This window comes from Chloroflexota bacterium (assembly GCA_018825785.1).
In the GTDB taxonomy this organism is placed as follows: domain Bacteria; phylum Chloroflexota; class Dehalococcoidia; order JACVQG01; family JAHKAY01; genus JAHKAY01.
Map to the genome: position 1 here is coordinate 22,634 of JAHKAY010000056.1, position 26,074 is coordinate 48,707.

The following is a 26,074-nucleotide window of genomic DNA, read 5'->3' on the forward strand; positions in this document are numbered from 1 at the left end:
CCCTTTCACCTCGGCGGTGGCTCATTGAAAACGAGCCAGTAGAGCCCCAGTTGCTGCACGGCTTTGATGAACTGGTCAAAATCTACCGGTTTGCGCACATAGCTGTTGGCGCCAAATTTATAGCCATTGACCAGGTCCTTTTCCTCTTTGGAGGAGGTAAGGATGACAACAGGAAGGAGCTTTGTTCGTTCGTCAGCCCGCAGGCGACGGAGAACTTCCAGGCCATCAATTCTGGGGAGCTTCAGGTCCAGCAGGACTACCTCCGGCATAATGCTCGGGGCGCGGCCGGCGTAGGGCCCCGTGCCAAAAAGGTAGTCCAGGGCTTCAGCCCCATCGCGTGCCACCACAATCTCGTTCGCAACATTGCTTTTCCTAAAGGCGCGCAGGGTCAACTCCACATCGTCCGGATTGTCCTCCACCAGCAAGATGGTCCTGTTCCGCATATTGCCCCCTCCAATTAAGTTCGGCCAAGGGTGAAGTAAAAGGTCGCACCCCGTTCTACTTCGCCCTCAGCCCAGACACGCCCGCCGTGGCGGTGAACGATGCGCTCCGCCATCGCCAGGCCAATACCAGTCCCCGGGAACTCGGTCTCGGCGTGCAAGCGCTGGAAAGGACTGAACAGCTTGTCAGCAAAGGCCATGTCAAACCCGACACCGTTGTCGCGCACAAAATATACCGTTTTGCCTTCCCGCTGAACAGCACCGAATTCTATCCGAGCGGAGGGATGCTTTGCGGTGAACTTCCAGGCATTCTCCAACAGCTTCTCCAGCGTTATTCGTAGCAGGCGCACATCCCCGCTGGCGACCAGCCCCCCGGCGATGATAAACTCCACCTGCCGTTCCGGTTGCGCCTTGCGAAGCTCCGTCGCAATTGTCTGCGCCAGCCCACTCAGGCTGACCACCTCATAGCGCGTCTCAGCCCGCGCCACCCGGGAAAGACTCAACAGGTCGTCGATGAGCTGAGCCATGCGCTGGCAGGCGGCACGCACCCTCTGGAGATAGTCCTTGCCCTGGGCATCAAGCTTGCCAGCATAGTCCTCCAGCAGTGCCTGGCTGAAGCCGTCAATACCGCGCAGTGGCGCCCGGAGGTCGTGGGAGACAGAGTAGCTGAAGGCCTCCAGTTCTTTGTTGACGGCGGCAAGTTCCGCCGCCTGCCGTGCCAGCGACTCTTCGCTTTGCTTCAGGTTTCTGAATAGAAGGGCGTAGGGCCTCTTAAAGCCTGTCTCAATAATGGCTACATAGACGAGATAAAACGAGACGATCTTCAAGTAGTGCCCGAGCAGATTAAAAAGGCCATGAGGGTCGGTGTATAGGGTGAAGGCCATCTCAGCGGCTATGGTCACGACCATGGATGCCACCAGCAATCGCAATACACCCCTATCAAATGCCCTGCGCCTTTGAAACAGCAGGAAAATAGAGGCCAGGAGAATCAGAGAGATTAGGTATTCACTGGCAATTTTGAACGGGGTCAGTCCTGTGCCTTCAACAAAACAAACAGGAAAAACCTTCCAGTAAAAAATGGATGCCAACAAAAGAGAAATCGCTACGCCATAGCTCAGAAACACGAAACCGGGTCTTAGCCTCCGACCAAAGAGAAAAGGGGCAATGAGGAAAGAGAGGCTTTCAACATACCGGCTGCCAATCCATAGTTGAGTCGCCAGGTTGGAGCCATATCCCTGGAATACCCCCATGCCTCTGTAGGCCAGGGTATGGACCAAATCCAGGCCGCCAATGAAAAGATAGGCAATACCCATGAAAAGAAGGTAATTGTTGTCCAGAAACCGGCGTGAGTTCCAGGCAATTATGAAAGCACTGAAGGCCACCACAATGCTGAACAACTCGGCGGTGCTGTGGAAAAGGAGGTAACTGTAGCGGCTGGTGAGATACAGTCCCAGGAAGACCAGGGCTCCCACCAGGATAGCTATGCCGGGGACAGGTCTTTCCAGGACCCTGACCCGGCGAGGGGATGAAACAGTTGGCCGCTTATCGTCCATTTCCGCCAGCCCCTGCCCAGTATATTAGTTCACGGGCTTCCTGGCTAGTGGGCTACGGTGGCGATGGGCTGAGCGGGGCGGGAAAGGCGGAACTGTCCTCCTGATAGCGTTCCCTGTTTAATTGGATTGGAGGACTTGGTTCAGTCCTGGCCCTGGGCTGAGACGGTGGGGGCCAGAGTCACTACCCGGAAGGTGATGTTGTCCCCTTCCTTCTCCAGGACGACGGTGTCCCCGGCGTGGAAAGCCCCCTTGAGGAGGCCCTCGGAGAGCTGGTCCTCCACCATGTTCTGGATGACCCGGCGCAGGGGGCGGGCACCGTAGGTGGGGTCATAGCCCTTCTCCCCCAGAAAGTCCTTGGCCTCCCCGGTGGCCTCCAGCTTTACCCCCTTCTCCTGGAGCGTTTTGGCCACATTGGTCAGCATGAGCTCCACAATCTGGCGGATGTGGTCCTTGGTAAGGGCGTGGAAGACCACCACCCCGTCGATGCGGTTGAGGAACTCAGGACGGAAGGTCTTCTTCAGCTCCCCCAGCACCTTATCCTTCATCTTGTCATAGGCCTGCTGCTGGGACTTGAACTCATCGGCCCGGACGGGGAAGCCGAGGGTGGTGTCCCTTCTGATGAGCTCGGCCCCGATGTTGCTGGTCATGACCATGATGGAGTTGCGGAAGTCCACCTTTCTCCCCTTGGCATCGGTGAGGTGGCCGTCATCAAATATCTGGAGAAGGATGTTGAAGACATCGGGGTGGGCCTTCTCTATTTCGTCCAGGAGAATGCAGCAGTAGGACTTGCGCCTCACCGCCTCGGTGAGCTGTCCCCCCTCCTCGTAGCCCACATAGCCCGGCGGGGCACCCACCAGCCGGGCCACGGTGTGGCGCTCCATAAACTCGGACATATCCAGGCGGATGAGGGTGTCCTCACTGCCGAACATGAACTCCGACAAGGCCCGCACCAGCTCTGTCTTGCCCACGCCCGTGGGCCCCAGGAAGATGAAGCTGCCGATGGGGCGGCGGGGGTCCTTGAGGCCGGCCCGGGCCCGCCTCACCGCCTTGGCGATAATGGAGATGGCCTCATCCTGCCCCACAATGCGCCGATGGAGGGCTTCCTCCATCTGGAGAAGGCGGCTGGACTCGTCCTGGGCGATGCGGGCCACCGGGATACCTGTCCACATGCTCACCACCACGGCGATGTCCTCTTCGGTGACGGTTGGCCTTGTCTCCACCTGTTCTATCTGGAGGTCCTTCTCCATCTTCTGGAGCTTCTCCATCAGATGGAGCTCCCGGTCCCTGAGCTCGGCGGCATATTCATACTGCTGGGCGGCAATGGCCTGCTCCTTGTCCCGCCTCACTGCCTCCAGCGCCTTCTTTATCTCCACAAGGGAAAGGGGTACGCCACCCCGTTTGATGCGGACCCGGCTTGAGGCCTCGTCCACCAGGTCAATGGCCTTGTCGGGGAGGAAGCGGGAGGTAATGAAGCGGGCGGAGAGATTGGCCGCTACCTTCAAGGCCTCATCGCTGATGGAGAGCCGGTGGTGCTCCTCGTAGCGGTGCTTGATGCCCCGCAGTATCTCCACGGTCTGCTCAATGGTGGGCTCCTCCACCAGGACGGGCTGGAAGCGCCGCTCCAGGGCGGCATCCTTTTCTACATGCTTGCGGTATTCGTCCAGGGTGGTAGCGCCGATGCACTGGACCTCCCCTCGGGAAAGGGCAGGCTTGAGGATGTTGGCGGCATCCACCGCCCCCTCCGCCGCCCCGGCCCCTACTATGGTATGGAGCTCATCCACAAAGAGGACGCAGTTGCCTGATGTCTTTATCTCCTCAATCACCTTCTTGAGGCGCTCTTCAAACTCCCCCCGGTACTTGGTGCCTGCCACCAGGGCCCCCACATCCAGGGTGACCAGACGCTTCCCCTGGAGGGTCTCGGGGACCTCCCCGGCCACAATCCGGTGAGCCAGACCCTCCACGATGGCGGTCTTGCCCACCCCAGGCTCGCCGATGAGGGCGGGGTTGTTCTTGGTGCGGCGCGAGAGTATCTGGATGACCCTTTCTATTTCCTTGTGCCGGCCGATGATGGGGTCAAGTTTGCCTGCCCTGGCTAGGACAGTGAGGTCAACCCCCAACTGGTCCAGGGTGGGGGTTCGGGTGGCCGGACGCCAGGTCTGGGGAGGGGTCTGGGAGAGTATGCGAGTCACCTCGGTGCGGACCTTCTCCAGGCTGACCCCAAGGCTCTCCAGCACCCCGGCCGCGACCCCTTCCCCCTCCCTGAGGAGGCCCAGGAGGAGGTGCTCGGTGCCGATATAGTTGTGATTGAGCCGGCGGGCCTCGTCCACCGCCAGCTCAATCACCCTCTTGGCGCGGGGTGTGAGGCCGATCTCACCGGTGGTGGGGCGCTCCCCCCGGCCAATTATGAACTCCACCGCCGCCCTGACCTTGCTCAGTTCCACCCCCAGGTTGGCCAGGACCCTGGCCGCCACACCCTCCCCCTCCCTTACCAGGCCCAGCAGGATGTGTTCGGTGCCGATATAGTTATGGTTGAAGCGCTGGGCCTCTTCCTGGGCCAGGGTCAGCACCCGCCGCGCTCGTTCCGAGAACTTCTCAAAACGGCTTGACATTTTTCCTCTTAGCGGGGATTCCCGCCTCCTCTTCCTCCTGAGCCTGCCTTAGGCTGAGGCGCATCTGCCTCTTCTCAGAGTTGATGGAGATGACCATCAGGGTGAGTTCCTGCTCCTCCGTGACAACCTCCTTAGGGTGGACGATGCGCCTATGGGCAAGCTCAGAAATATGGACCAGTCCCTCAATAGAGCTGTCCAGGCGGACGAAGGCGCCAAAGGGCATAAGGCGGGTGACAGTGCCCATCACCTTCATCCCCACCTGGTACTTCTCGTTTATCTTCTCCCAGGGGTGGGACTGGGTGCGTTTGTGGCTGAGGAGGAGCCTCTTGGCCTGGGAGTCAACCTTCATCACCAGCACCTCCAGCTCCTGGCCCACCTGGACTATTTCGCCGGGGCCCTTCCCCCTTTCCCAGGAAAGCTCGGAGAGGGGGACCAGCCCCTCCACCCCCCCCACATCCACAAAGACCCCGAAGTTATGTATCCCTGTTACCTTCCCCAGGCGCTTCTCCCCTTCCACTAGTTGCGAAAGGACATGCTCCCTCTCTTGCTCCCACAGCTGGCGGGCAGCAGCCCGCTCGGAGAGAATGAGGCGCTGGCGGCTGGGGCTGACTTCCATCACCCTGAGCCATACCTGCTGGCCCACCCTTTCCTGGAGCCGGGCCTGGGCCAGGAGCTGGGAGTTGGGGACGAAGCCCGGGACGCCCTGGCACCTCACCACCAGCCCCCCCTTGTTGTGGCCGATGATCTGGCCCTGCACCAGCTCCCCGCTGGCCAGGCATTGCTCCAGACTGTGCCAGCCCTGATACTTGCGGGCCTGGTCCAGGGAGAGGAGGACCGGCGCCTCATCCCGAGGTGGCTGGAGGACGTAGACCAGGACCTCTTGCCCTGGCTGGATGGGATTCTCAGCGGTGGTCCTCATTTCGCCGGGAGGTATGATGGCCTCGGTCTTAAAGCCGATGCTTATCCAGGCCCCGTCCTTGTCTATTGTCACCACGCGGCCCATAACCAGATCCCCCCAGCGCAGGCCCTTCCGGGGGACGAAGAGCTGGTCAAAACTTTCTACCCCGGTAGCTTCGATAGTCATTGACTAAGTCCCCGTGGGTTTATTCTAGCATAGTCCTGGCGGAAATAAAAGCTATAGGCCATTCATCAACCGCACCCCCTCGGGCTTCAAATTCCCCCAGGGGGATAGTGTGGTGGGTTGCAGACAAGCCGAGTTATTTAAGCCTCCTGGCGGCGGCATATTCTCCCAGAGGGCTGCCCCTCGAGTATCGTCTGCGCTGGGGCGTTTCACTTCCGTGTTCGGGATGGGAACGGGTGGTTCCACCCCGCTCTGGCCACCAGGAGGCACCATATTATAAAGGCCACGCCGGATTTTATCAAGAGGCTATATGCGAAGCTCTGAGTGGACGCGGATAAAGCGTAGGATGCTATCCCGGGCCACGATGCCCAGGAGCCGGCCCCCCTCCACCACGGGGAGCTGGTTTATGTCCTGGGAGTCCATCCTCTCCAGGAGGCTCGCCATCTCCTCCCTGGGGCTGGCCGTCTGGACCTGGTCCATGGGGGTCATAGCCTGGAAAAGGGGGGTGGTGGGCCAGAGAGAATTGGGTACCGCTTTGATGTTATGCAGGGTCATCATCCCCTCCAGCTTCTCCCCAGAAGCCACCATGAAGCACCTTCTCCCACTGCGCAGGACATTGCCGTCCACCAGCTCCCGGACGGTGAGGTCCGGAGGGACCAGAGGGCAATCCTGGGTCATCACCTCAGCAACAGTAATCCCTTTGAGGGCGTCCCGGAGTACCGCCTGGCGGTAACTGGAGGAGGCCGCATTCTCCAGGAACCAGCCGATGAAGGCCAGCCATAATCCGCTCACCCAGTCCCGGGTGAGAAAGGCCAGGAGGATGCCGCCAAGAATAAAGAGGAAAGCGATGCCCTGTCCCAGGATAGTGGCATAGCGGGTGGCCCGGCGGAAGTCCCCGGTAGCCCCCCAGAGAATGGAACGGAAGACCCGCCCCCCGTCCAGGGGGAAGCCAGGGATGAGATTGAACACGGCCAGAAGGACGTTGATGCGGGCAAGCCAGGCCGCCAAGGCATTGACCGGCTGGCTCAGGGGGGCAGAGATAACGGCCACCCCCCAGAAAAGGGTACCCAGCAAGAGGCTGGACAGGGGCCCGGACAGGGCCATGAGGAGTTCCCCCCTGGGCTGGATGGGCTCCCGGCTTATCCGCGCCACCCCCCCAAAAATGAAAAGGGTGATGCTCTTCACCGGCACGCCAAAGCGCACGGAAACCACGCTGTGGGCGAGCTCATGGGCCACCACCGAGGCGAAGAAAAGGAGGCTGGTGGCCACCCCCACCCCCCAGGCAAGCCGGTTGCTCCACGTGGGGTAGGCATCAGGGAAGTAGAACCCGGAGAGGGAAAGGGTCACCAGGGCGAAGATGAAGAACCAGGAATAGTGGACAAGTATGGGCATCCCCAGCAGATTCCCCAGGCGGAAAGAGCCGCTCATCTCTGCCCCTCTACCGCGTAGCCCATCAGCTTATAGGCCAGCTTGGCGGCGGTAAAGGCGCATGCGGCTGGCCCCTGCCTGGGGCACAGCTCCACCAGGTCAAACCCCACCACTTCCTTTCTCCCTGCCACGGCCTTGAGCAACGCCAGGGCCTCCCCCCAGCCCAGCCCCCCCGGCTCCGGGCTCCCCACCGCCGCCATGATGGCCGGGTCCAGCACATCCAGGTCAATTGTAATGTAGACCCGGGCCGAAAGGGAAGCCAGGACATCTTCTATGGGGATGTCCCCCGGGGCAAAATAGCGCAGGCCCTTCTCCTTCACAAATACCTGTTCCTCAGAGCTGAGGCTGCGGATGCCCACCCCCACCACCGGGCAGAGCTCCATCAGCCGGCGCATTGTGCAGGCGTGGCTGTACCGGGTGCCCAGGTAACTCTGCCGCAGGTCAGCATGGGCATCCAGATGGAGGACGGAAATGTCGGGATAGCGCCGGACCATGGCCCTCGCCACCCCCACCGTGATTGAATGCTCCCCCCCCAGAACGACGGGGAACTTCCCCTTCTCCAGTATCCATGCCACCGCCCTCTCCACCCTGGAAACCATCCCGGCGGGACTGCCAAGGACGGGCTCGAGCTCCATGAGGGTATGAATGCCCACCCTGAAAGTCTCCCGGTCCAGTTCCTGGTCATAGAACTCCAGGTTCTGGGAGGCGTCTATGATGGCCCGGGGGCCCTCCCGCTGGCCGCTATGCCAGCCGACGGTGGAGTCATAGGGAACGGGGAGGACCACAATCCGCGCCTTCTCCAGGAGGCTATAAGGCTCTCCGATACCGGCGAAGTTGCGAGGCAAAGAGGGGCCCGGCTTCATCCCAGGGGAACGGCCAGGCCCTTCCGGGGCAGGATGGCCTGGCACCTTTCGGCAAGCGCGCTCACGATGAGAGGCAAAGCGATGGTGGCATCGGAATAGACGGTAACGGTCCCGGCCCCTTTGGCTACCTTCCCCCAGGAGCGGGCCTCCTCAAAGGTGCAGCCGGAGAGGCCACCCCACTGGGGGGAATCGGTGGTTATCTGGACGGCGTATTTATGCCCCATCACCGGCTGGCCGAAGAGGCCGACACAGAGGGACGCCTGCTGGATGAAGTTCTTGGGGGTGCCACCTCCCACAAGCACCACCCCCGTGGCAGGGGCCCGGGCGCAGAGCTGGATTGTGTCCAGCACATCCTGGGCCAGGTCCCATTTGAGCTCGCAGCCGTATTTCATCCGGGCAATGGCCAGGGCAGTGCCCAGAACGCTGTCGGCCAATGCGGGGCAGAAGACGGGAACCCCGTTCTTGTAAGCCGAGGCCAGGATACCATCGGCCCCGGCCTGAGAGGAAAGCTCTTTTCCCAGGAGGCAAAGGTATTCCCGCGTGCCTACGGGTTTTTCCGGGGGCAGACGGGCGGAGAAGCGGGCGACGAAGTCCTCCCCCTGCTCCAGCTCTCCGGCCCGGAGGAGGGTATCATACACCCGGTTTAGCCTCGCCTGGCGGAGGTCCTCGTCATGCCCGGGCTGGCTCTGGAAGTGGTAAAAGCCCAGGCTCTCGTGGATGTCGTGGAAGAGGTTGGCCCCGGTGCTCACCAGGCAATCAATGAGGCGGTTCTGGATGAGATAGGCGATGACAGGGCGCAGGCCGGCGGGGACCATAGCTCCCGCCAGGCCAAAGAAGATAAAGGTCTCCCCTTTCAGCATCTTCTCCCAGAGGCTCGCAGCCCGGGAGAGATTGCGGGCCTGAAAAGATGTCCCCCCCATCCTCTCCAGGAGCTGGGCCAGGGACCAGGGGGGACAGATGGAGAGGGGGGTAGTGGGGGTCTTCAGTGGGTCATGGGGGGCCATGGCTCCTTCCTCGGGGGCGGGCAGGCTCCATCTCAAGGGGGAGGTCAAAGTCCGGGTATTCCAGGCCGCGCCGGAGGAGATGGCTCCTCACCCGGGTGAGTTTGAACTCCTCCCGGAGCTGCCGGACCACCTCAACGGCATCAAATTCCTTGCAGGAGAAGATGTCAATGTTGAGGAGGCGTTTCTCCACAAAGGTGTGGATGGTCATATGGCTTTCGGCGATGAGAACGAAAGCGGAAAGCCCCCAGTCTTCCGGCTTGGTGCCTACATACCTGAAAACGAAGGGAGGGGTCACCTTTTTCATGCCTATCTGGGCCGGAAACCGGTCCAGGAGGCCGTAGATGAACCCCTCATCCTGGAGGAGCTGGGGGTCAGACCCATACCCATCCAATATCAGGTGCATTAGAGCCTACCTCCTCAATGAGCTAGTTTCTCGGGGGCCTGGCGCCCCCCCCATTAGGTCCAGGCGGTGATAAACCACCTCCTATCCATTTTCAGACCGAATTATACACATCATCCCCCGCAATGCAAGTTTTCTGCGGGGTTTTTTGGGAAAGGGAGTGCCCAGACGTGGGGCGCTTCCTTTCCCTATACTTGGCCCCGGTTCAGGGCATTACTTGTAGTTCAGCACCACCACCGTGGTCGCGGCGGGCAGGGTGGCCTTGGAGAGACTAATAGTGGTGCTGTTGGGGCGCTGCACTGTCTTCCCCACCAGGAAGGGGTCCACTGCCTCCCCCGCCCATGTGGGCCTCGCTTCGGTCTTATAATGCATGGGAATCGCCACCTTGGGGTTAAGCTGGCCCACCACCTGGGTGGCCCCAGCGGCATCTATGGTGAAGTTCCCTCCCACGGGGACTATGAGCACATCTATCGCGCCCATGGCCAGGACCTGCTCCGGGGTCAGGACATGGCCCAGGTCGCCCAGGTGGGCCAGGCGCAGGCCATCCACCTCCAGGACAAAGACGGCGTTGCGGCCCCGCGCGCTCCCCTGCGAATTATCGTGGAAGGTGGCCACGCTGCGGACGGCGACCTCACCCTCGTCACCGACCTTCTGGTTTATCTCGTTCCAACCGCTGGCGCTGAGGCCCCGCAGTATCAGGGGGCTACCCGTCGCCACGGACACATTGTTATGGTCGGAGTGCTCGTGGGTGACCAGAACAACATCAATGCCAGCAATGGGGGCTATCGTATAGCCCGTTGAAGCGGCGGGCGGGTCTATGAGGACCTTGGTCCCCTGGGAAGAGGTAAGGAGGAAGGCGGAGTGGCCCAGATACTGTAGCTGGGTCGTGCCGGCGGGAGCAGCCGTCGGGGTAGGAGTGGGGGTGGGGGTTGGAGTGGCCGCAGGTGAAGCCGTTGGGGTGCGTGTAGGCGTAGGGGTGGGCGTGGGTGATGGCGTGGGTGTTACGGCAGGCACCACGCAGGCCACCGCCAGCAAGGCCACCGCCAGCGCCAACCCAACGACAAAACCTCGACCTTTCATCTTTTTTTGCTCCTCCTGAAGAAACTGAATGAGCTAACATACCATCAACGGGCTACATAGTCAACCCCTGCGCCAAGACATTGGCCAGCAGCCCTTCCCCGCTAGTTGGGGGCCTCCAGAAGGGCCTGGCGGAGGTGGAAGAGGGCGGCATTGACCGCCGTGCGCTTTGTTCTCATCCGGTCAAGGAGATAGGTGAAGGAGAGAGTGGATATCTTATCCCTCAGGTCAAGGCCAATATGGACCGTGCCCGGAGGCTTGCCCTCCAGCGGGTCGGGCCCCGCCACCCCGGTGGTAGCCAGGCCCACATCGGCCCCCAGGGCCCGGCGGACGGCCCCGGCCATGGCCCGGGCCACCTGTGGGCTTACGGCCCCGAACTGCTCAATAAGGCCCCCCTCAACTCCATGCTGTATCTTTGCCTGGTTGGAGTAGGCCACAATGCCCCCCAGGAAGTATCGGGAGCTGCCGGGGACATTGGTGACGGTGTGGGCCAGAAGGCCGCCGGTAAGGGACTCCATGGCGGCCAGGGTAAAGCCCCTTTCCACCAGGAGCCTCCCCACCACCCCCTCGAGAGTATCCTCGTCCACCCCCCAGACCCTCTCCCCCAGGACCCGCCTCACCTCCACCTCCCTCCTGCCCAGGGCCTCCCGGGCCTCGCCGGCCCCGCCCTTGGCGGCAAGGCGGATATGGATGCCGTCGGGCCGGACATAGATGCCCATGGTGGGGTGGGGGGAGGAGAGAAAGGGGGCGAGGGCCTCGTCCACCACTGCCTCCGGAAGGCCAAAGGTCTTGAGGGTGCGGGTAAGGAGGACTTCCTGGCCCAGGCGGGCCTTCAGCCGGGGCAGGACCTCATTTTCCCACATCCTCTGAAGCTCATCGGGGGGACCGGGGAGGGCGATGAGGAGGCGGTTTTCCTTTTCCACCCACCACCCGGGGGCGGTCCCCAGGGGATTGGGGAGGGGCCGGGCGGAGGGGATGAGGGAAGCCTGCTTGATATTGCGCGGGGGCATGGAAAGGCCCCGGGAGGCGAAAAGCTCCCGCAGCCCCTTCTCCAGGGCAGGGTCCACCTTCATCTCCTCCCCCAGGAAGCGGGCAACTGCCTCGCGGGTGACATCGTCCTCGGTGGGACCCAGCCCCCCGCTCAGCAGGATTAGCTCCGAGCGCCCCCAGGCCCTCCCCAGCACCTCCACAAGTCTTGCCGGGTTGTCCCCCACCCCGGAAATGAAGTAGAGGTCCACCCCCAGGGGAGGGAGCTGGGAGGCCAGATAGGGGGAGTCGGTATCCACAATCTCCCCCAGCAAAAGCTCGGTCCCAACGGCGATAATCTCAGCCTTCACGGTCTCAGAGCCCCAGGGCCGGGGTCATTCTATCTTATCGGAGCGCTGGCTTCCAGTATGGAGCGGAGGCGGCGCAGCTCTTCCTGGTGATGGGGGCAGAGCTCCCCCTTTAGCTGGGCCTGGAGCATCTCCTCCTGCCAGTGGGCGTTGTAGAGGGGGCAGGTCCTCTCGGGGCAGAAGGCCTCCCCGGTCAGGTGGTAGAAGAGGGCCTGGAGGACAAAGCCCTGCATCACCTGGGTAAGGCGGGGGTCGTCGTGGACCAGGGCCCTCTCCCGGAACTCCTGCTCCAGCTTCACCGCCGCCGCATCCCCCATCCCCAGGGCCGCGAACTGCTGTTTAAGGATATAGTATTCCCGGGGCCGGGCGGGTCCCTCCACAGCCCCCATGGTGGAAAGGAGGGTGGGGAAGCCAAAGACCCCCGTCCTTATGTGATACCGTCCCTCCTCCCAGGTCCCCAAAAGCTGGTTGGTGAAGATAACATGGATGTGGGAAAGACCCCCCTCCTGCCGGGGGAGGAGGGCGTGGCAGAGGGCCCGGATGAGAAGGCCGTCATAGACCAGGCCGAAGAGGGGGCGGGGGGAAAGTAGGCGCCTTTTCTCAAACTCCACCTCTCCGTGGAGGGGAGGCGGAAAGTCCTGTTTCATCGAGTTCCTCACCTTGGCCCGGGCCCAGCCCAGGGCCAGCTCCTCCACCCGGTCTTTGCCCCAGAACGAGAAGAAGCCCTCCCGCAGGTGGACATTGAGGGGGAGGAGGGTTTCCACGAACGCCTTTATCCGGGGAAGGTCCAGGGTGGGGGCGGCGGGCTCCCCGTAGAGATAGAGCTCAGCCTTCATCGGATGGATAAGACTCTCCGTAGCAAATCGTTCCCGAGGTTTCCCGGTAGCTTCCCTTGGAGGTCAGAGGGAAGCTACCGGCTCTCTTCCAGGCCGTCCGCTGACCAGGGGTGGCTGGTGATGCAGTCGCACTCAGGCCACATCCCCTGGCCAGCAGGACACAATTAAGCTACGCCAGTGCGGGTACCTTCTCCAGGAGCTTGGAGGCAACCTCGGCCACCTTCTTGCCCGAGAGGAGCATAGCGCCGAAGGTGGGGCCCATCCGGGGCAGGCCGTAGACCGTGGTCACAGCCATGCCGCAGACCGCCAGGCCGGGGTGGACCTCCCCGGTGTGCTCCACCAGCAGGTCCTCGGACCTCTCCACCCACATGGCGCCGAAGCCCACGGTCTTGGCGAGGCCCCTGGACTCCAGCTTTCTCACCACTGTGGCATCGTGGCCGGTGGCATCAATGACCAGCCGACATTCCAGAGCGATGGGGTCAACGCAGGTAATCTCGCGGGGCATGGCGGAAACCGGGGTCCAGTTGACTACCGCCCCCGCCACGCGGTTGTTCTCGCGCAGTACCACATCGTCAAACATGGTCAGGTTGAGAAACTTGGCCCCGGCATCGCAGGCAGCGGCGATAGCCTTGGAACAGGCATGGGGGCCATCGGCGACATAGAGGCCCTCCACCGCCTTCTCATAGGGCACCCCCAGCTCATCCAGGACCTTCTGAGCCGGGGCGCGGAAGGTGACCTTGTTCATAAGATAGCCGCCGATCCAGAAGCCTCCCCCCAGGTAGTTGTTGCGCTCCACGATGAGAACCTTGAGGCCCTTGCGGGCCAGGTCCCTCCCCGCTATGAGGCCGGAGGGCCCCGCCCCTACGATGATGACATCGCTGCGGGCGTATTGCTCAAACTGCCTGAGGAACCCGCCCACGATGGCCCTTGTGACCTCATACTCCCCTACTGGCGAAAAGATAGGCATACCGTCCTCCTCCCTTTTTTTTAGCATTTCTCGGCGGTGATGCCGAGATACTTCTCCATAAGGTCCATAGCACAGTACTTGCCGCACATAGAGCAGGCCTTCCCCAAAGGGGCGTGGCGTGACCTCACCGCAAAGGCCCTCTTGGGGTCCAGGGACAGCCGGGCCTGCTTTTCCCAGTCCAGGGACTTCCTGGCCCGGGCCATCTCCAGGTCCCATTCCGCTGCCCCCTTCACCCCCTTGACGATATCCGCCGCATGGCCGGCGATGCGGCTGGCGATTACCCCCAGCTTGACATCTTCGGCATCAGGCAGGCCCAGGTGCTCCGAGGGGGTGACGTAGCAGAGATAATCGGCCCCATAGATGGCGCCCAGGGCCCCGCCAATGGCCGAGGTGATGTGGTCATATCCCGCCCCGATGTCCGTCACCAGGGGGCCCAGGACATAGAAGGGTGCCCCCTTGCACAAGGTCTTCTGCAACCTCATGTTGGTCTCAATCTGGTCCAGTGGGATATGGCCCGGCCCCTCCACCATCACCTGGACCCCGGCCTTCCAGGCCCTCTCCACCAGCTCCCCCAGGGTAATCAGCTCCTCAATCTGGGGCCGGTCCGTAGCATCAGCCAGGCTGCCCGGCCGGAGACCGTCCCCCAGGGAGAGGGTGAAATCATACGCCCGGGCCAGGTCCAGGAGCCGGTCATAGTGCTCATAGAGGGGGTTCTCCTTGCCGTTGTGGAGCATCCAGCCGATAAGGAAGGTCCCCCCCCGGCTCACCACATCGGTTACCCGCCTCTGCCGCTTGAGCCGCTCCACAACCACCATGGTTATCCCGCAGTGGACCGTCATGAAGTCCACCCCATCCCGGGCGTTATCCTCAATGACGCGGAAGAGGTCATCGGGGGTCATATCCACAATAGCCCCATATTTGTCGATGGCCTCCACCGCCGCCTGGTAGATAGGGACGGTGCCCACCGCCACAGGGCTATGGGCCACGATGGCCCTCCTCATCCCGGGGATGTCCTCCCCCGTGGACAGGTCCATAACGGTATCGGAGCCGTATTCTACGGCAACGCGGAGCTTCTCCAGTTCCGTCTCCAAACTGCCGTAGTCCGATGAGGTCCCCAGATTGGCATTGACCTTGGTCCTGAGGCCCTTCCCTATGGCGCAGGGCTCCAGGTTCCTATGGTAGGGATTGACAGGGAGACATATGGTGCCCTTGGCCAGCCCCTCCAGGATAAAAGCGGGGTCCAGTCCTTCCCGGCAGGCCACGGTCTCCATCTGGGGGGTCATTGTTCCCTTGAGCGCCCATTCCCTTTGAGTCATCCCCCACCTCCAGAAAATAAAATAAGCCCGGGAACCTAACGAAAAGCTCCGGGCTTTTCCCCACTTCCTCCGCTGGTATTGTCCAGTTCAGGTTCCAGGGGTATCCGCTTTCGCGAATTCTCAGCCTATGAGCACCCCCGTGAGGTTCAGCATAAACATACCACAAAAAACTGCCCTTGTCAACAGGCCCCGGGGCCGCTGCGGGGACAGGGTTTATCTGCCCGGAGGCGACTCCACACCAGTCCTCCCCTGGCTGAGGCGAGCCTTTTTTGCTATACTCGGAAAAATGCCTGATAGAACGGAGGCAGACTGACGGTGGCCCAGACAAGAAACCTTTTGAGCAGCTATGTTGACCTCAGGTATCGCCTCTTCCTCAGCCGGTACCAGGCAGGGCTGGTGTACAAGGTGCTCCTGGCCCTTGGGGTGGCGGGGCTCACCGGCCTGGCGGCCCAGGTGAGGATACCCCTCCCCTGGTCCCCGGTGCCCGTAACCGCCCAGACCTTCGCCGTCCTCTTGAGCGGGGTCCTGCTGGGGAGATGGTGGGGAGGGGCCAGCCTGGCCCTCTACGCCGGCCTTGGGGCCCTGGGGGTGCCCTGGTTCAATGGGTGGACGGGGGGCGTGGACCGGCTCTTCGGGCCTACAGGTGGCTATATCCTGGGGTTTGTCATCGCCTCCCTCTTCCTGGGCCACATGACCGATAGATATATCAGGGCCCGCAGCTTTTTCTCCATGCTGGCCCTGATGCTTTTCGCCAACTTCCTCTTTGTCCACGGCCTGGGCCTTGTCGGGCTGGGCCTCTGGCTCAGCCTGGTGAAAGGGAGTGCCGTCACCCTCTCCGTCCTCCTTTGGATGGGGACCATCCCCTTCATCGCCGGCGATATCACCAAAGCTGTAGTGGCCGCCGCCATCGCCCGGGGGGCCACTCCAAAAGAGGCCTATAACGGGGAAGTGGACCGCGGGAAGTGGCAGACCTGGAGGCTACCCTAAAGGCGGTCTAGCGCCGCTCGGAGAGGAAGACGGCGAGGAGGGGCCACACTTCCAGCTCGGCCCTCCGTCCCAGCCAGCGGAGGTGGGAGTCCAGGAATTCCCAGGCCCCGGCCAGGTGGGCCTTCCTCAGCTTGAGGAGCATGGCGGGGATGTCTATCTCCAGAGGGCAGTTCTTATGGCAACGCCCGCAGGTAAGGCAAAGCTCCATAGCCTTCTTCTCATCCCGCAGGGCGGCGTCCAGCACCACCCCCCTGCCCCCCGGCTCCCGCCCGCTGTACTCTGGGCCGAAAGCCCGGTAGGCAGGGCAGACCAGAAGGCACTCCCCACAGCCGATACAGTAAAAGAGTTCCCGGAATTCACTTTCAAGGAGAACGGAGCGGTGGTTGTCCACCAGGATGACCACCACCTCCTGGGGGCCATGGACCCCCCTGAAGAGCTTCTTTTCAATATCTGCCGTCTTGCTGGGCCCGCCGATGACATTGATGAAAGAGGTGAGGATATCCCCGGTGGCGTAGTGAGTCAGGAGCCGGGCCAGGTTGATGGCCTCCTCCAGGTTGGGGTAGATGCGGTCAGTCCCGGCCAGGATGAGGTGCTTGCCAGGGCAGAGGCTTACCTGCTGGATATTGCCCTCATTGTGGAGAAGGACCACCGCCCCCTCTTCAGCGCAAATAGCGTTGGCCCCGGTAATGCCTATCCTGGCCCGCTGGATATAGCCGCTGACCTCCTGCCGGAGAAGGGAGGTGAGCTCCTGGGGGGAAGCCTCCACCTCCCGGCCCAGGTGGCGGGAAAGGATACGGGCGATGTCATACCGGTCCAGGTGAGAGGCAGGGCCGGTGGGGTGGGAGGGGTGGTCACCCGCCAACTGGATAATCCTATCGCCGATATCTGTGTCTATGACCTCAACACCCCGCTGGGCCAGGACCTCCTCCAGCCCCACCTCCCGAGTGAGGTTGGACTTGGCCTTGACGACCAGTTTTTCCTCACCGATTTCGCGGACTATAAGGTTCTGGGCCTCTTCAATGGTGGCGGCCCGCAGCACCCGGAAGGCGTTCTTCTCCAGGTTCGCTATGGCCTGCCCCAGGAGCTCCAGGTTGCCCACCGTCTCCTCCCTCACCCGGCGCAGCCTCCGCCGGCGTTCCTCCAAGTCGGTGGGGTGGTTCTTCCTCTGCCGCTCAAGCACGGTGTCAAAGGCCCGGCCCATGCTCCGCAGACGGCGAGCCCTTTTTAAGCGATGGTATATGTTCAAACTGCCCCCATCCTAAATCAGCGCCCGCCCTTTTTCAAATGCTTGACAGGGCCAAAAGGGCCGGTTTATCTTGTCAAAGATTCGTCCTTGTAGGGGGAAGACAATGGTCTGGTTCCTGATAGGTTCTGCCGCCGCCCTGTTTACATCCTTTGGGTTTGCGCCCCAGCTATTGAAGATGCGGCGCACCAAGTCAGTTCGCGATGTCAGTCTGCTCACCTTCCTCCAGTTCAGCCTGGGTATCAGCCTGTGGGTTATCTACGGGCTGCACCTGAAGGACCCCATCATCGTGGCGGCCAATCTCGTCTCCCTCTCCCTGGTGTTGACGGGGATAGCTCTCTACCTCCGCTATAGTCGCGGGAACTGAGGGCGGACCGGGACTACGAGCGAAGGCCGGCCCCGGCGGCAGCGTGCGGCGCTATCCCTCCCTTTCTCTCTGCCGCCTCGGGGTCATTTCCTGTTTCTTGGACGCCACCCCTCTGGGGGCTCTTTCCCCAGATACTTCAACACCTTCTGCCGAACCTTCTTGCCCTCCCAGCGGCTCTCCACCAGGTAGTAGTAGGTATGGCCATGCGTGACTTTTGCCCTAATAAAGGCCACCGCCGTTAGGATGTTGACGGCATGGGCACATCTGGCTATCCTTGGGTGGATTGTGCGGCTTGGAGGTGGAAGATGGCCAGCGTCAAAGAGGATTTTCTCGCGGAGAGAAGCATCGCGGTGGTGGGTGTCTCACGAACCAAAGGGTTCGGAAACATGGCTTTCCGCGAACTCAAGAAGAAGGGATACCATGTGTACCCGGTGAACCAGTACGCCACGGGGCTGGAAGGCGAGAAGTGCTACCGTAGCCTAGATGAATTGCCCGGACCGGTCGGCGGAGTGCTTACCGTAGTGCCGCCAGCACAGACAGAGAAGGTAGTGGCTGATTGCGTCAGGTTGGGCATCAGGCGTATGTGGATGCAGCAGGGCTCAGAGTCCCAGGAGGCCATCCGTCTATGTGAAGAAAACGGCATATCCGCAGTGCACAATGCCTGTATCCTGATGTACGCCTCCCCAACCTCTTTTCACAGGTTTCACCGATGGGTCTGGAAGATACTGGGCAAGCTATAGCGCGGAAAGCCCGAATACGGGTAGCAGGAGCTTGACTGGCTGGCTCATCAGTGGGAAACGGTCAGCCCTGGCACCATGAAATGATGAGCTGATTCTCCCGGAGGGGTCTGATTCTTTCCTTATCCTTTACCCATGCCAAGCCCATAAGGATAGCACAGGTGCGTCGGCTCCCACCTTGGTATTTCAAGCCCGGCCCACGATCTGGTGAAGTCCGTAGAGGTTCTGGCTATATTGCCCAGACTGCCGAAATATGGGTCTCCGCCCAAACGTCCCGGCCCGATGCTGCCAACACCCCAACCCGCACCACAACTCCTTCATACCCCAGCCCCACCCTCCAAAATCTTGGGACTAATTTCAAAATAATTTAAGTTTATTTCCAAATCGGGCCTCGCTAAAAAGGTAGCCAGCGTGAACCTGGGATTGCAGAAGAAGAACCAGTTTCTAGATTGTTTTAAGAAAGGTATTGACAAGGAGGCCATTTTGTGTTCTATAATTGGGGCGTGGGGTAGGGAGGATGGGATTCCTCCAGTTTGCGAGGTTTTATAGCTACACCCGGGCCAAGCTCCGGGTGCTCTCTAGCATGGCCAGGCATCCCCGTGCCCGCTTTGACCGCCACGCTTTTTCTGTCTCCCCTGAGGGCTACCCGCCTGGGTCTTGCCGAGGGCCTGGAGGAACTTGTAGCCCAGGGGGTTGCGGAGGAGCACCCCCGCCCGGAGGGCTTCTCGCTCTACTCTCTGGCCGACAACGCCGAAAAGAGACAGCCCGTCCTGGAGTTGGCACGGCTGGATCTGGACCGGGCAAAATCTTCCGCCACTTCCTCTTCCGCGCCAAGCGGGCTGCGGAAGACTAGCCGAGAAAGGAGGTAGGCTGTGGCAAAACAGATACTGGCTGCCAGCGCCGCCCGCATCAAGGTCATCGGTGTGGGTGGCGGGGGGTGCAATGCCGTCACCCGCATGGTGCGGGATGAAATCCAGGGCGTAGAGTTCTACGCCCTCAATACCGATGCCCAGGCCCTGATGCTGGTAGACTGCCCCCACAAGATCCAGATCGGTGAGAAGCTCACCAGGGGCCTGGGGGTGGGGGGAGACGATAGCCTGGGCCAGAGGGCCGCCGAGGAAAGCCGGGATGACATCCGGGACATGGTGGGAGGGGCCGACATGGTCTTCGTCACCGCCGGCATGGGCGGCGGCACCGGCACCGGCGCTGCCCCTGTAGTGGCCGAGGCCGCCAGGGAAACCGGGGCCCTGGTCATCGGCATCGTCACGCGGCCTTTCAGCTTTGAAGGCGCCCACCGCTGCCTGGTAGCCGCGGAGGGGGCAAACAGGCTTATGGAGCATTGTGATACTCTTATTATTGTTCCTAATGACCGCCTGCTCGCCCTCTGCGACACCAGAACCTGCGTGGACAATGCCTTCAAGATGGCCGACGACGTATTGCGCCAGGCAGTGGCCGCCATCGCCGAGGTCATCACCGTCCCCGGGATGATCAACCTGGACTTCGCCGATATCAAGGCCATAGCCAAGGATGCCGGGCCCGCCTGGCTCTCCATCGGCACGGGGACAGGGGCGAACCGCGCTACCGATGCCGCCAAGGCGGCCCTGGCCAGCCCCCTGCTGGACATCTCCATTGAGGGGGCCAGGGGCGTCCTTTATACAGTCACCGGCGGCACCAGTCTCACCATCCACGAGGTAAATGAGGCCGCTGAGATTATCAAGCGAGCGGTGGACGCCGAAGCCAACATCATCTTCGGCGTTACCTACGACCCCAAGATGGAGAGCGAGGTGCGCATCACCCTGGTAGCCACCGGCTTCCGCACCAAGGCTGGGGTCACCCCTCTCAAGCCGGACGAGCTAAAACGGCTTCTCAAGGAGACGAAAGAGGAAAGCGAGCTGGACGTTCCCTCATTCTTGCGCCGACCCTTAAGCCTGCGCCGCCAGCAGATGCTCTCCACCGCCACCACAATCTCCAGCCGAAGCCTCCCCGGTACCATCTCCGGCCGCTGACTCTTCAAAGGCGAAGAGGAGGCCGGCTTGGGGGCGGCCGGCGTCCTCGCTTTTTGACCCTATGTTTTGATTTTTCCCCTTGACAGACACCACATGTTGGCCCGATAGGGAACCTGGAGAAGATGGTGGACAATATTGAGGTGGAACTCTGCCCGGCTTGGCAAGAAGAAAATGCCCAACTCTCTCATCGGGAATATGGTGGTGGACATGGTCCCAGCTGCCAGGTTAAGCAGGTAGACATTCTGGCTTTTTGTTGAATGAATGGTTCGAGTCCGTGAGAGCCAGTTCGTTCCAATCCACTTTATACTCGGATCTATTTACAACGTATATTCTTGTTTTGTGTGCGGAAGCAACCACTCTTGATTCCACCCTGCTCGCAACGTATAATGCTTCTTGACCGCAGGGAGGGGACTTGGGCTGGGCGGATTTGAGGCTCACCCAGTGTCTTCTAGCCCGCCTCTGCTACTACTCGTGAGTCATAGTTAGTCCGCAACCACTATAATGTGTGCCATTTGCTGAAGTTGCGCCGCCTGTGTATCCCAGTTGGCATCCCATGTGAGGGCAAATACCTGAAACTACTGGCCTCCTTTGATCGTGATCACCTGCAGGCATCGCTCTGGCTTGCCGCCACCTGCTGTGGAGACATATTCTGTGACCACGGAGCAGGCGGCTAAACCTCAAGGCGACATGAACACCAACTCTTGCCAGAGGCATGCTGAAGACGTTATACTGAACTCATGTTGACGCCTTCAGGGTGACAGGAAGCTTTGGGAACCAAGCTGAGAAGATGAGCTTGACCATAGAGCAGGTCACCCTCATCCACCCGGAGAACACGGACTGGGCAATGCTGGCGGATGGAATGTGGACGCTGGTTAACGCGGGGACACCCTACAGACAGGGTAGCCTTCTTGCGCGTGGAGTGGACCAATGAAAGCCCTATTGCTGGTCAATGGCGAACTATACAAGCCCGACGTCCTGCGAAGCAGAATTTGCAGTGAGGCTTTTGACCTCGTCCTCGCAGCTGACGGGGGCGCACGCTATGCCAGAATCCTCAATGTGACACCTGATGCGGTCATCGGAGACCTGGATTCGCTCTCAGACCTGGAAAGACAGGGCATCGGTAACGCCGAGTTTGTCTCCTATCCGGCAGAAAAGGATGAGACCGACCTTGAATTGGCGCTTCTTCACGCTAAGAAACAGGGAGTCAATCATATCGTAATGGTTGGCGCAATGGGCGGGCGTATGGAGGCGACCATGGCCAACATCCTGCTGACAACTCATCCAAGCCTCGGTTCCTGCAGAATCGAAGTGTGGCATGGGGAACAAACGGGATGGGTCATCAGGCCGCCGGGTGAAGATATTTCGGGGAATCCCGGAGATACGGTGTCGCTGATTCCAGTGGGGGGCTATGCTTCAGGCATCACGACGAAGGGATTGAAGTATCCTCTGAAAGATGAAGAGCTCTTCTCTGGCTCATCACGGGGGCTCAGCAACCTACTGGTAGAATCATCTGCACGTGTCGGATTATCAGAGGGTCTTCTGCTGGCGGTCCATAGCCCCCGGGCGGGCTTAAGGAAGGAAAGGAGAGCCGTGAGCGAAAAGCGGGTTATCAACGTCAGCGTGCAGGTGTTACCCCTGGTCGAGGATGTCTACGGCGTGGTCGATAAGGCGATAGAGGCAATTCAGGCCAGCGGCGTAAAGTACGAGGTCGGGCCCATGGAAACGACCTTAGAGGGCGATAGTCTGGACAAACTGCTTGAGGTGGCGAAGGCCGCGCACCGCGCTTGCTTTGCAGCAGGTGCCAGCAGAGTAGTGACCATCATCAAGATCGCCGACGCGGTGGAAGGCATGACAATGTGTGGGAAAGTGAGTAAGTACCGAAGGACCGATTCTTGACCTGGCGCAGGGATATCGTCCCTCCCATTGCCTTGATCGCCATCCTGGTCATAGGCTGGTATTTCGTAGCCAGAGTCAGCGGATTGAGGTCGTTTATCCTGCCCACTCCATTTGATGTCGTCCGGGCTGGGTGGGAAACGCGGGACCTCTTGCTGAACGCCATCGGCACCACGGTGTTGGCGACCGGGATCGGTTTGCTGTTTGCTCTCATAGCCGGGATCGGAATCGCCGCTCTAATTGATTTCTCGCCTCTGGCGCGTCGCGCCGTATATCCGATTCTGGTCGTGTCACAGACCGTCCAGATACTCGCCATTGCACCGATTCTGGTCATCTGGTTTGGGTTTGGTCTTGTACCGTCAATCTTGATCGTGGTGCTATTCTGCTTCTTCCCGTTGGCGGTCAGCACTGCTGACGGCCTGACATCCTCGGACCCGGAGCTGATAGCCTTACTCCGCGCTATGGGGGCGAAGAAATGGCAAATCTGGCGAATTGTTCGTATGCCTTCGGCTTTGCCATCATTCTTTTCTGGTCTGCGGTTGGCCGTAACCTATAGCGTGGTCGCGGCTACCATCGGTGAATGGGTGGGGGGTTCTCCCGGGTTGGGGTTGTATATGCTCCGGTCCAAGAACGCGCTGGCAACCGACCAGGTATTTGTTGCCATGTTCATCACGTCGCTATTGAGTATAGCCCTGTTCATGCTGGTCTATGGCATAGAACGGTTGGCTCTGCCCTGGTACTACTCCACGCAACGAACTGAGCACTGGGACGGGCCCGGCATCTATTAAACAGGGGAGGAAAATGAAATGAAACGTTGGTCACTGCTCATCGTACTGGCGATCCTCACACTGATGCCCATCGCGTGCGGCCGCGGAAATGAGGGTCTGACTCCGGTTACGTTCATGCTTGATTGGGTGCCGAACACCAATCACACCGGCATCTTTGTGGCGCAGACAAAGGGTTATTTCAAAGAAGCGGGTCTTGACGTCAAGATCATCCAACCCGGCGAGGTGCGCCCTGAGGCCGCAGTCGCCGGCGACGCTGCCGACTTTGGCATCAGCTTTCAAGAAATTGTCACGCTCGCACGCGCTGACAAGGTACCCATAGTTTCTGTCGCTGCAGTGTTGCAGCATAACACGTCCGGTTTTGCCTCTGCGGCCGGTAAGAACGTCAAGGGCCCCGCCGATTTCGAGGGTCTGCGCTATGGGACATTCGGTACGCCGTTTGAGGCTCCCACGCTTGAGGTCCTGATGAAACGCGCCGGTGGCGATTTCAGCAAACTCAAGATCGTCGAAATAGGTTTTTCCGACCCGTTGGCGTTGATTGCTGAAGGTCAGATCGACTTGGCATGGATTTTCTACGGGTGGCAGGGTTTTCAGGCACAGCAACAGGGTGTCGCTCTCAATGTGGTCATGATGGAAGACTACTTTGACTATATTCCTGACTACTACACCCCGGTCGTGATAGCGAGCGAATCCACCATCGCCGGCAAGCCGGAAGTAGTGAAAGCGTTCATGAAAGCTCTGTCACGCGGGTATGGATTCGCCGCCAAGAACCCGGCGGAGGCGGCCGATGTTCTGCTGGCCTCTGTGCCGGAACTCGACCCTGCGCTCGTGAAAGCAAGCCAGAACTGGCTTTCGAAGTACTATCAAGCTGATGCGCCGCGTTGGGGTGAACAGAAACTGAGCGTCTGGCAGGGCTACATCGATTGGATGGTCAAATACGGCATCCTGAAAACCCCCATAACGGCCTCGCAGGCGTTCACTAATGCGTTCCTGCCTTAGACTGGAGGCCAACTGCCCCCCAGGTGCCGGACGCCGTACGCTCTGGGCGTATCCAAGAGGCTGCCCCGCACACTGAGGAGTAGCATGGTAGCCAGGAAGATGCTCTTCGACGATTGGCCAGCACGCTATGATGAGTGGTTTGAAACGCCAATTGGAAGGGCGGTGAGAAAGCGCGAAGGTGAGCTGATAGGTGAGTTCCTGAGCCCCCAGGCGGGAGAAAGGGTGCTTGATGCCGGTTGCGGCACAGGAGTGTTCACACTGGATATTCTTGCCGCCGGTGCCTCCGTTGTGGGGCTTGACATCTCCGGGCCAATGATCGGTGTTGCACGTAAGAAGAGCAAGGGATATCCCTTCTCCGCCGTCCGAGGAGATATGCTGCATTTGCCCTTTCGCGACAACCACTTCGACAAGGCGGTGTCTATCACAGCTCTTGAGTTCATCAGAGACGCCAGGAGTGCCGTGGGCGAGCTGTTTCGTGTCACGCGACCCGGGGGCAGCGTGGTAGTGGCTACTTTGAACAGCCTCAGTTCTTGGGCTGTCCGCCGAAAAACAGAGCCCCAGGGTAACGAGGAAGACGTCTGGGAGAGTGCTTTCTTCAGGTCTCCAGATGATCTACTGGCTTTAAGCCCCTGCAAGGGCGTGGTCAGGACCGCTATCCATTTCGAGCAGGATGAGGATCCTGACGAAGTAGCGAAAATCGAGCGACTTGGCCGCTACCGGGGATTGCGTACCGGAGCGTTCGTGGCGGTCCGCTGGGAGAAACCATGATGAACTTCGCACGCGTGCCGCTGAGCCGCCGGTATCTCCCTACAACGGAGCCGGAGCCTGTCAGACGCGTTCCCAGTATTCGGAGCGGGACCGCCGTTTTGGCACAGACTGAGGTCCGTGCATCTGGTGCAAATGGAGCCACCCGATAATCTGCGATGACCACGCCACGCATCGAATTCAGGCATACCAGTAAGACCTTCTTCGGGATTCATCGCGCTGTCCCAGCATTAGAAGATGTCTCTTTCAGGGTTATGCCTGGCGAATTCGTTACCATCATTGGGGCAAGCGGAAGCGGCAAGAGCACGCTATTCAATCTCTGTGTAGGGCTCCAAGAACCCGACGAGGGCGAAATCCTGGTCGATGGAGAAAGCACAAGAAAGCGCGTGGGGATAGTGGGCTATATGCCTCAGCGTGACCTACTTCTCCCATGGCGAAGTGTGCTGGATAACGTCCTCATCCCATTCGAGGTCCAAGGGATCCCCAAAAGAGAATCGCGACAGAAAGCCCTTGAGATGCTTCCTCACTTTGGACTGGAAGCCTTTGAGAATGAATATCCCTCGGCGCTCTCCGGGGGCATGCGCCAGCGTGTAGCCCTCCTAAGAACATGGCTGATGGGGCGCTCTACCCTGCTCCTTGATGAGCCATTCGGTGCATTGGATGCCCTGACTCGCAAAGAGCTTCAAGATTGGCTATTGAGGGTCTGGCAGGAATTCGGGCGGACAGTGATGTTCATCACACATGATGTTGAAGAAGCCGTCTATCTCGCCGACCGGGTGATTGTGCTGAGCGCCCGCCCGGGCAAAATCAAACGTGAATTGAAGATCGATTTACCTCGCCCCCGGCGCCAGAGAATGATCGCAGAGCCTGAATTCGGTAGACTTGTGCGAGAATTACTCTCAGAGTTAGGGGTTGAGTGACCTTTCAATCTGCTCCTATGTGAGATGCGGATGGTTGTGCAGCGCTTCTTTGACATACTGTCTGTATTTGTTAAGAATAGGCGAACTCTTCGGCCGTGGAGCCTTGAACCATTATACCTAGTGGACGACGCCGGTGACAACTCCCACGCTGGGTTGTTGACCAGGCGTGTCTGCCCGGTGCCATTGGCGTTACCTGCTAGCAGGCTGCTGAAAAAGGGGCCCAAGGGTCTTTCTTGGGTGAAGGAGCATCTGAGTTTGGGCTCCCGGGGGCGCGTCCTGGAGGGTCTTGGCCTTCCCGAGAGGGCCTTCGCCGCCTTTTTTGAGCCTTATTTAGCCTCGGGGGGTACACTACGCCCCTTGAATGGTCTGCACGGCCACGGCCAGTCTCGCCATTCGGACCAGATTGTAGGCTGCCGCCGTTAGTTCCGCCCAGAGCTGATTGCGCGCTACCCCTTTGTATCGAA

At 60.4% G+C, this 26,074-nt stretch carries 25 protein-coding genes, 1 rRNA gene and 1 riboswitch; of the genes, 11 read left to right on the plus strand and 15 right to left on the minus strand.

Annotated features, from left to right (window positions below):
* Positions 1-5 precede the first annotated feature (5 nt).
* The 14 genes from KJ624_08175 to thiC form a co-directional block, all read right to left on the minus strand.
* Positions 6-443 carry a response regulator gene (locus KJ624_08175; protein ID MBU2009792.1) on the minus strand — a complete coding sequence of 146 codons (438 nt, stop codon included), beginning with the start codon at positions 441-443 and terminating at the stop codon, positions 6-8.
* Between the two features lie 14 nt (positions 444-457).
* Complete coding sequence (locus KJ624_08180) at positions 458-1,993, minus strand: hypothetical protein (protein MBU2009793.1); 1,536 nt, start codon at positions 1,991-1,993, stop codon at positions 458-460.
* 140 nt (positions 1,994-2,133) lie between these two features.
* A complete protein-coding gene (locus KJ624_08185; GenBank protein MBU2009794.1) occupies positions 2,134-4,602 on the minus strand; it encodes an ATP-dependent Clp protease ATP-binding subunit in 2,469 nt (822 codons plus the stop codon).
* Positions 4,586-5,686: a S1 RNA-binding domain-containing protein gene (locus tag KJ624_08190; GenBank protein ID MBU2009795.1), complete on the minus strand. Its 1,101-nt coding sequence runs from the start codon at positions 5,684-5,686 to the stop codon at positions 4,586-4,588. Before KJ624_08190 ends, KJ624_08185 begins: the two co-directional genes overlap by 17 nt.
* Positions 5,687-5,830: 144 nt before the next feature.
* Positions 5,831-5,947, minus strand: a 5S ribosomal RNA gene (gene rrf, locus KJ624_08195).
* Positions 5,948-5,989: 42 nt separating this feature from the next.
* The gene (locus KJ624_08200) at positions 5,990-7,111 is read right to left on the minus strand and encodes a site-2 protease family protein (protein ID MBU2009796.1); all 1,122 of its coding nucleotides are present in this window, start codon (positions 7,109-7,111) and stop codon (positions 5,990-5,992) included.
* Positions 7,108-7,956, minus strand: a complete 849-nt coding sequence (speB, locus tag KJ624_08205; protein MBU2009797.1) for an agmatinase — start codon at positions 7,954-7,956, stop codon at positions 7,108-7,110. The genes KJ624_08200 and speB overlap by 4 nt, the downstream gene beginning before the upstream one ends.
* Positions 7,957-7,970: 14 nt before the next feature.
* The gene (locus KJ624_08210) at positions 7,971-8,978 is read right to left on the minus strand and encodes a deoxyhypusine synthase family protein (GenBank protein ID MBU2009798.1); all 1,008 of its coding nucleotides are present in this window, start codon (positions 8,976-8,978) and stop codon (positions 7,971-7,973) included.
* Positions 8,965-9,381, minus strand: a complete 417-nt coding sequence (locus tag KJ624_08215; protein MBU2009799.1) for an S-adenosylmethionine decarboxylase — start codon at positions 9,379-9,381, stop codon at positions 8,965-8,967. Before KJ624_08215 ends, KJ624_08210 begins: the two co-directional genes overlap by 14 nt.
* Positions 9,382-9,591: 210 nt before the next feature.
* The gene (locus KJ624_08220; protein MBU2009800.1) at positions 9,592-10,458 is read right to left on the minus strand and encodes an MBL fold metallo-hydrolase; all 867 of its coding nucleotides are present in this window, start codon (positions 10,456-10,458) and stop codon (positions 9,592-9,594) included.
* A gap of 101 nt (positions 10,459-10,559) precedes the next feature.
* Complete coding sequence (locus KJ624_08225) at positions 10,560-11,792, minus strand: competence/damage-inducible protein A (GenBank protein ID MBU2009801.1); 1,233 nt, start codon at positions 11,790-11,792, stop codon at positions 10,560-10,562.
* 29 nt (positions 11,793-11,821) lie between these two features.
* Positions 11,822-12,625, minus strand: a complete 804-nt coding sequence (locus KJ624_08230; GenBank protein MBU2009802.1) for a hypothetical protein — start codon at positions 12,623-12,625, stop codon at positions 11,822-11,824.
* 169 nt (positions 12,626-12,794) lie between these two features.
* Positions 12,795-13,592, minus strand: coding sequence for a sulfide-dependent adenosine diphosphate thiazole synthase (locus tag KJ624_08235; GenBank protein MBU2009803.1), 798 nt, complete (start codon positions 13,590-13,592; stop codon positions 12,795-12,797).
* 20 nt (positions 13,593-13,612) lie between these two features.
* Positions 13,613-14,908, minus strand: coding sequence for a phosphomethylpyrimidine synthase ThiC (gene thiC / locus KJ624_08240; protein ID MBU2009804.1), 1,296 nt, complete (start codon positions 14,906-14,908; stop codon positions 13,613-13,615).
* Positions 14,909-14,955: 47 nt separating this feature from the next.
* Positions 14,956-15,057, minus strand: a riboswitch (TPP riboswitch).
* A 187-nt stretch (positions 15,058-15,244) separates the two neighbouring features.
* Here thiC and KJ624_08245 point away from each other — a divergent pair.
* Positions 15,245-15,895, plus strand: a complete 651-nt coding sequence (locus tag KJ624_08245) for a biotin transporter BioY (GenBank protein MBU2009805.1) — start codon at positions 15,245-15,247, stop codon at positions 15,893-15,895.
* Between the two features lie 7 nt (positions 15,896-15,902).
* Here KJ624_08245 and KJ624_08250 read toward each other — a convergent pair whose 3' ends face one another.
* A complete protein-coding gene (locus tag KJ624_08250; GenBank protein MBU2009806.1) occupies positions 15,903-17,141 on the minus strand; it encodes an LUD domain-containing protein in 1,239 nt (412 codons plus the stop codon).
* Positions 17,142-17,244: 103 nt separating this feature from the next.
* On the opposite strand from KJ624_08250, the gene KJ624_08255 reads away from it, so the two are divergent.
* The 10 genes from KJ624_08255 (at position 17,245) to KJ624_08300 (ending at position 25,610) form a co-directional block, all read left to right on the plus strand.
* Positions 17,245-17,505, plus strand: a complete 261-nt coding sequence (locus KJ624_08255) for a hypothetical protein (GenBank protein MBU2009807.1) — start codon at positions 17,245-17,247, stop codon at positions 17,503-17,505.
* A 305-nt stretch (positions 17,506-17,810) separates the two neighbouring features.
* Positions 17,811-18,245, plus strand: a complete 435-nt coding sequence (locus KJ624_08260; protein ID MBU2009808.1) for a CoA-binding protein — start codon at positions 17,811-17,813, stop codon at positions 18,243-18,245.
* 596 nt (positions 18,246-18,841) lie between these two features.
* On the plus strand, positions 18,842-19,111 hold the full coding sequence (locus tag KJ624_08265; GenBank protein ID MBU2009809.1) for a hypothetical protein: 270 nt from the start codon (positions 18,842-18,844) through the stop codon (positions 19,109-19,111).
* 3 nt (positions 19,112-19,114) lie between these two features.
* Positions 19,115-20,248, plus strand: a complete 1,134-nt coding sequence (gene ftsZ / locus KJ624_08270) for a cell division protein FtsZ (protein MBU2009810.1) — start codon at positions 19,115-19,117, stop codon at positions 20,246-20,248.
* Positions 20,249-21,041: 793 nt separating this feature from the next.
* Complete coding sequence (locus KJ624_08275; protein MBU2009811.1) at positions 21,042-21,179, plus strand: hypothetical protein; 138 nt, start codon at positions 21,042-21,044, stop codon at positions 21,177-21,179.
* Positions 21,176-22,144, plus strand: coding sequence for a thiamine diphosphokinase (locus KJ624_08280; protein MBU2009812.1), 969 nt, complete (start codon positions 21,176-21,178; stop codon positions 22,142-22,144). Before KJ624_08275 ends, KJ624_08280 begins: the two co-directional genes overlap by 4 nt.
* Entirely contained in the window at positions 22,141-22,929 is a 789-nt protein-coding gene (locus KJ624_08285) for an ABC transporter permease (protein ID MBU2009813.1), read from the plus strand. Before KJ624_08280 ends, KJ624_08285 begins: the two co-directional genes overlap by 4 nt.
* Positions 22,930-22,947: 18 nt before the next feature.
* Positions 22,948-23,925, plus strand: a complete 978-nt coding sequence (locus KJ624_08290) for an ABC transporter substrate-binding protein (protein ID MBU2009814.1) — start codon at positions 22,948-22,950, stop codon at positions 23,923-23,925.
* A gap of 99 nt (positions 23,926-24,024) precedes the next feature.
* Positions 24,025-24,693, plus strand: coding sequence for a methyltransferase domain-containing protein (locus tag KJ624_08295; protein ID MBU2009815.1), 669 nt, complete (start codon positions 24,025-24,027; stop codon positions 24,691-24,693).
* A 155-nt stretch (positions 24,694-24,848) separates the two neighbouring features.
* Positions 24,849-25,610 carry an ABC transporter ATP-binding protein gene (locus KJ624_08300; protein ID MBU2009816.1) on the plus strand — a complete coding sequence of 254 codons (762 nt, stop codon included), beginning with the start codon at positions 24,849-24,851 and terminating at the stop codon, positions 25,608-25,610.
* The last annotated feature ends 464 nt before the right edge of the window (positions 25,611-26,074 follow it).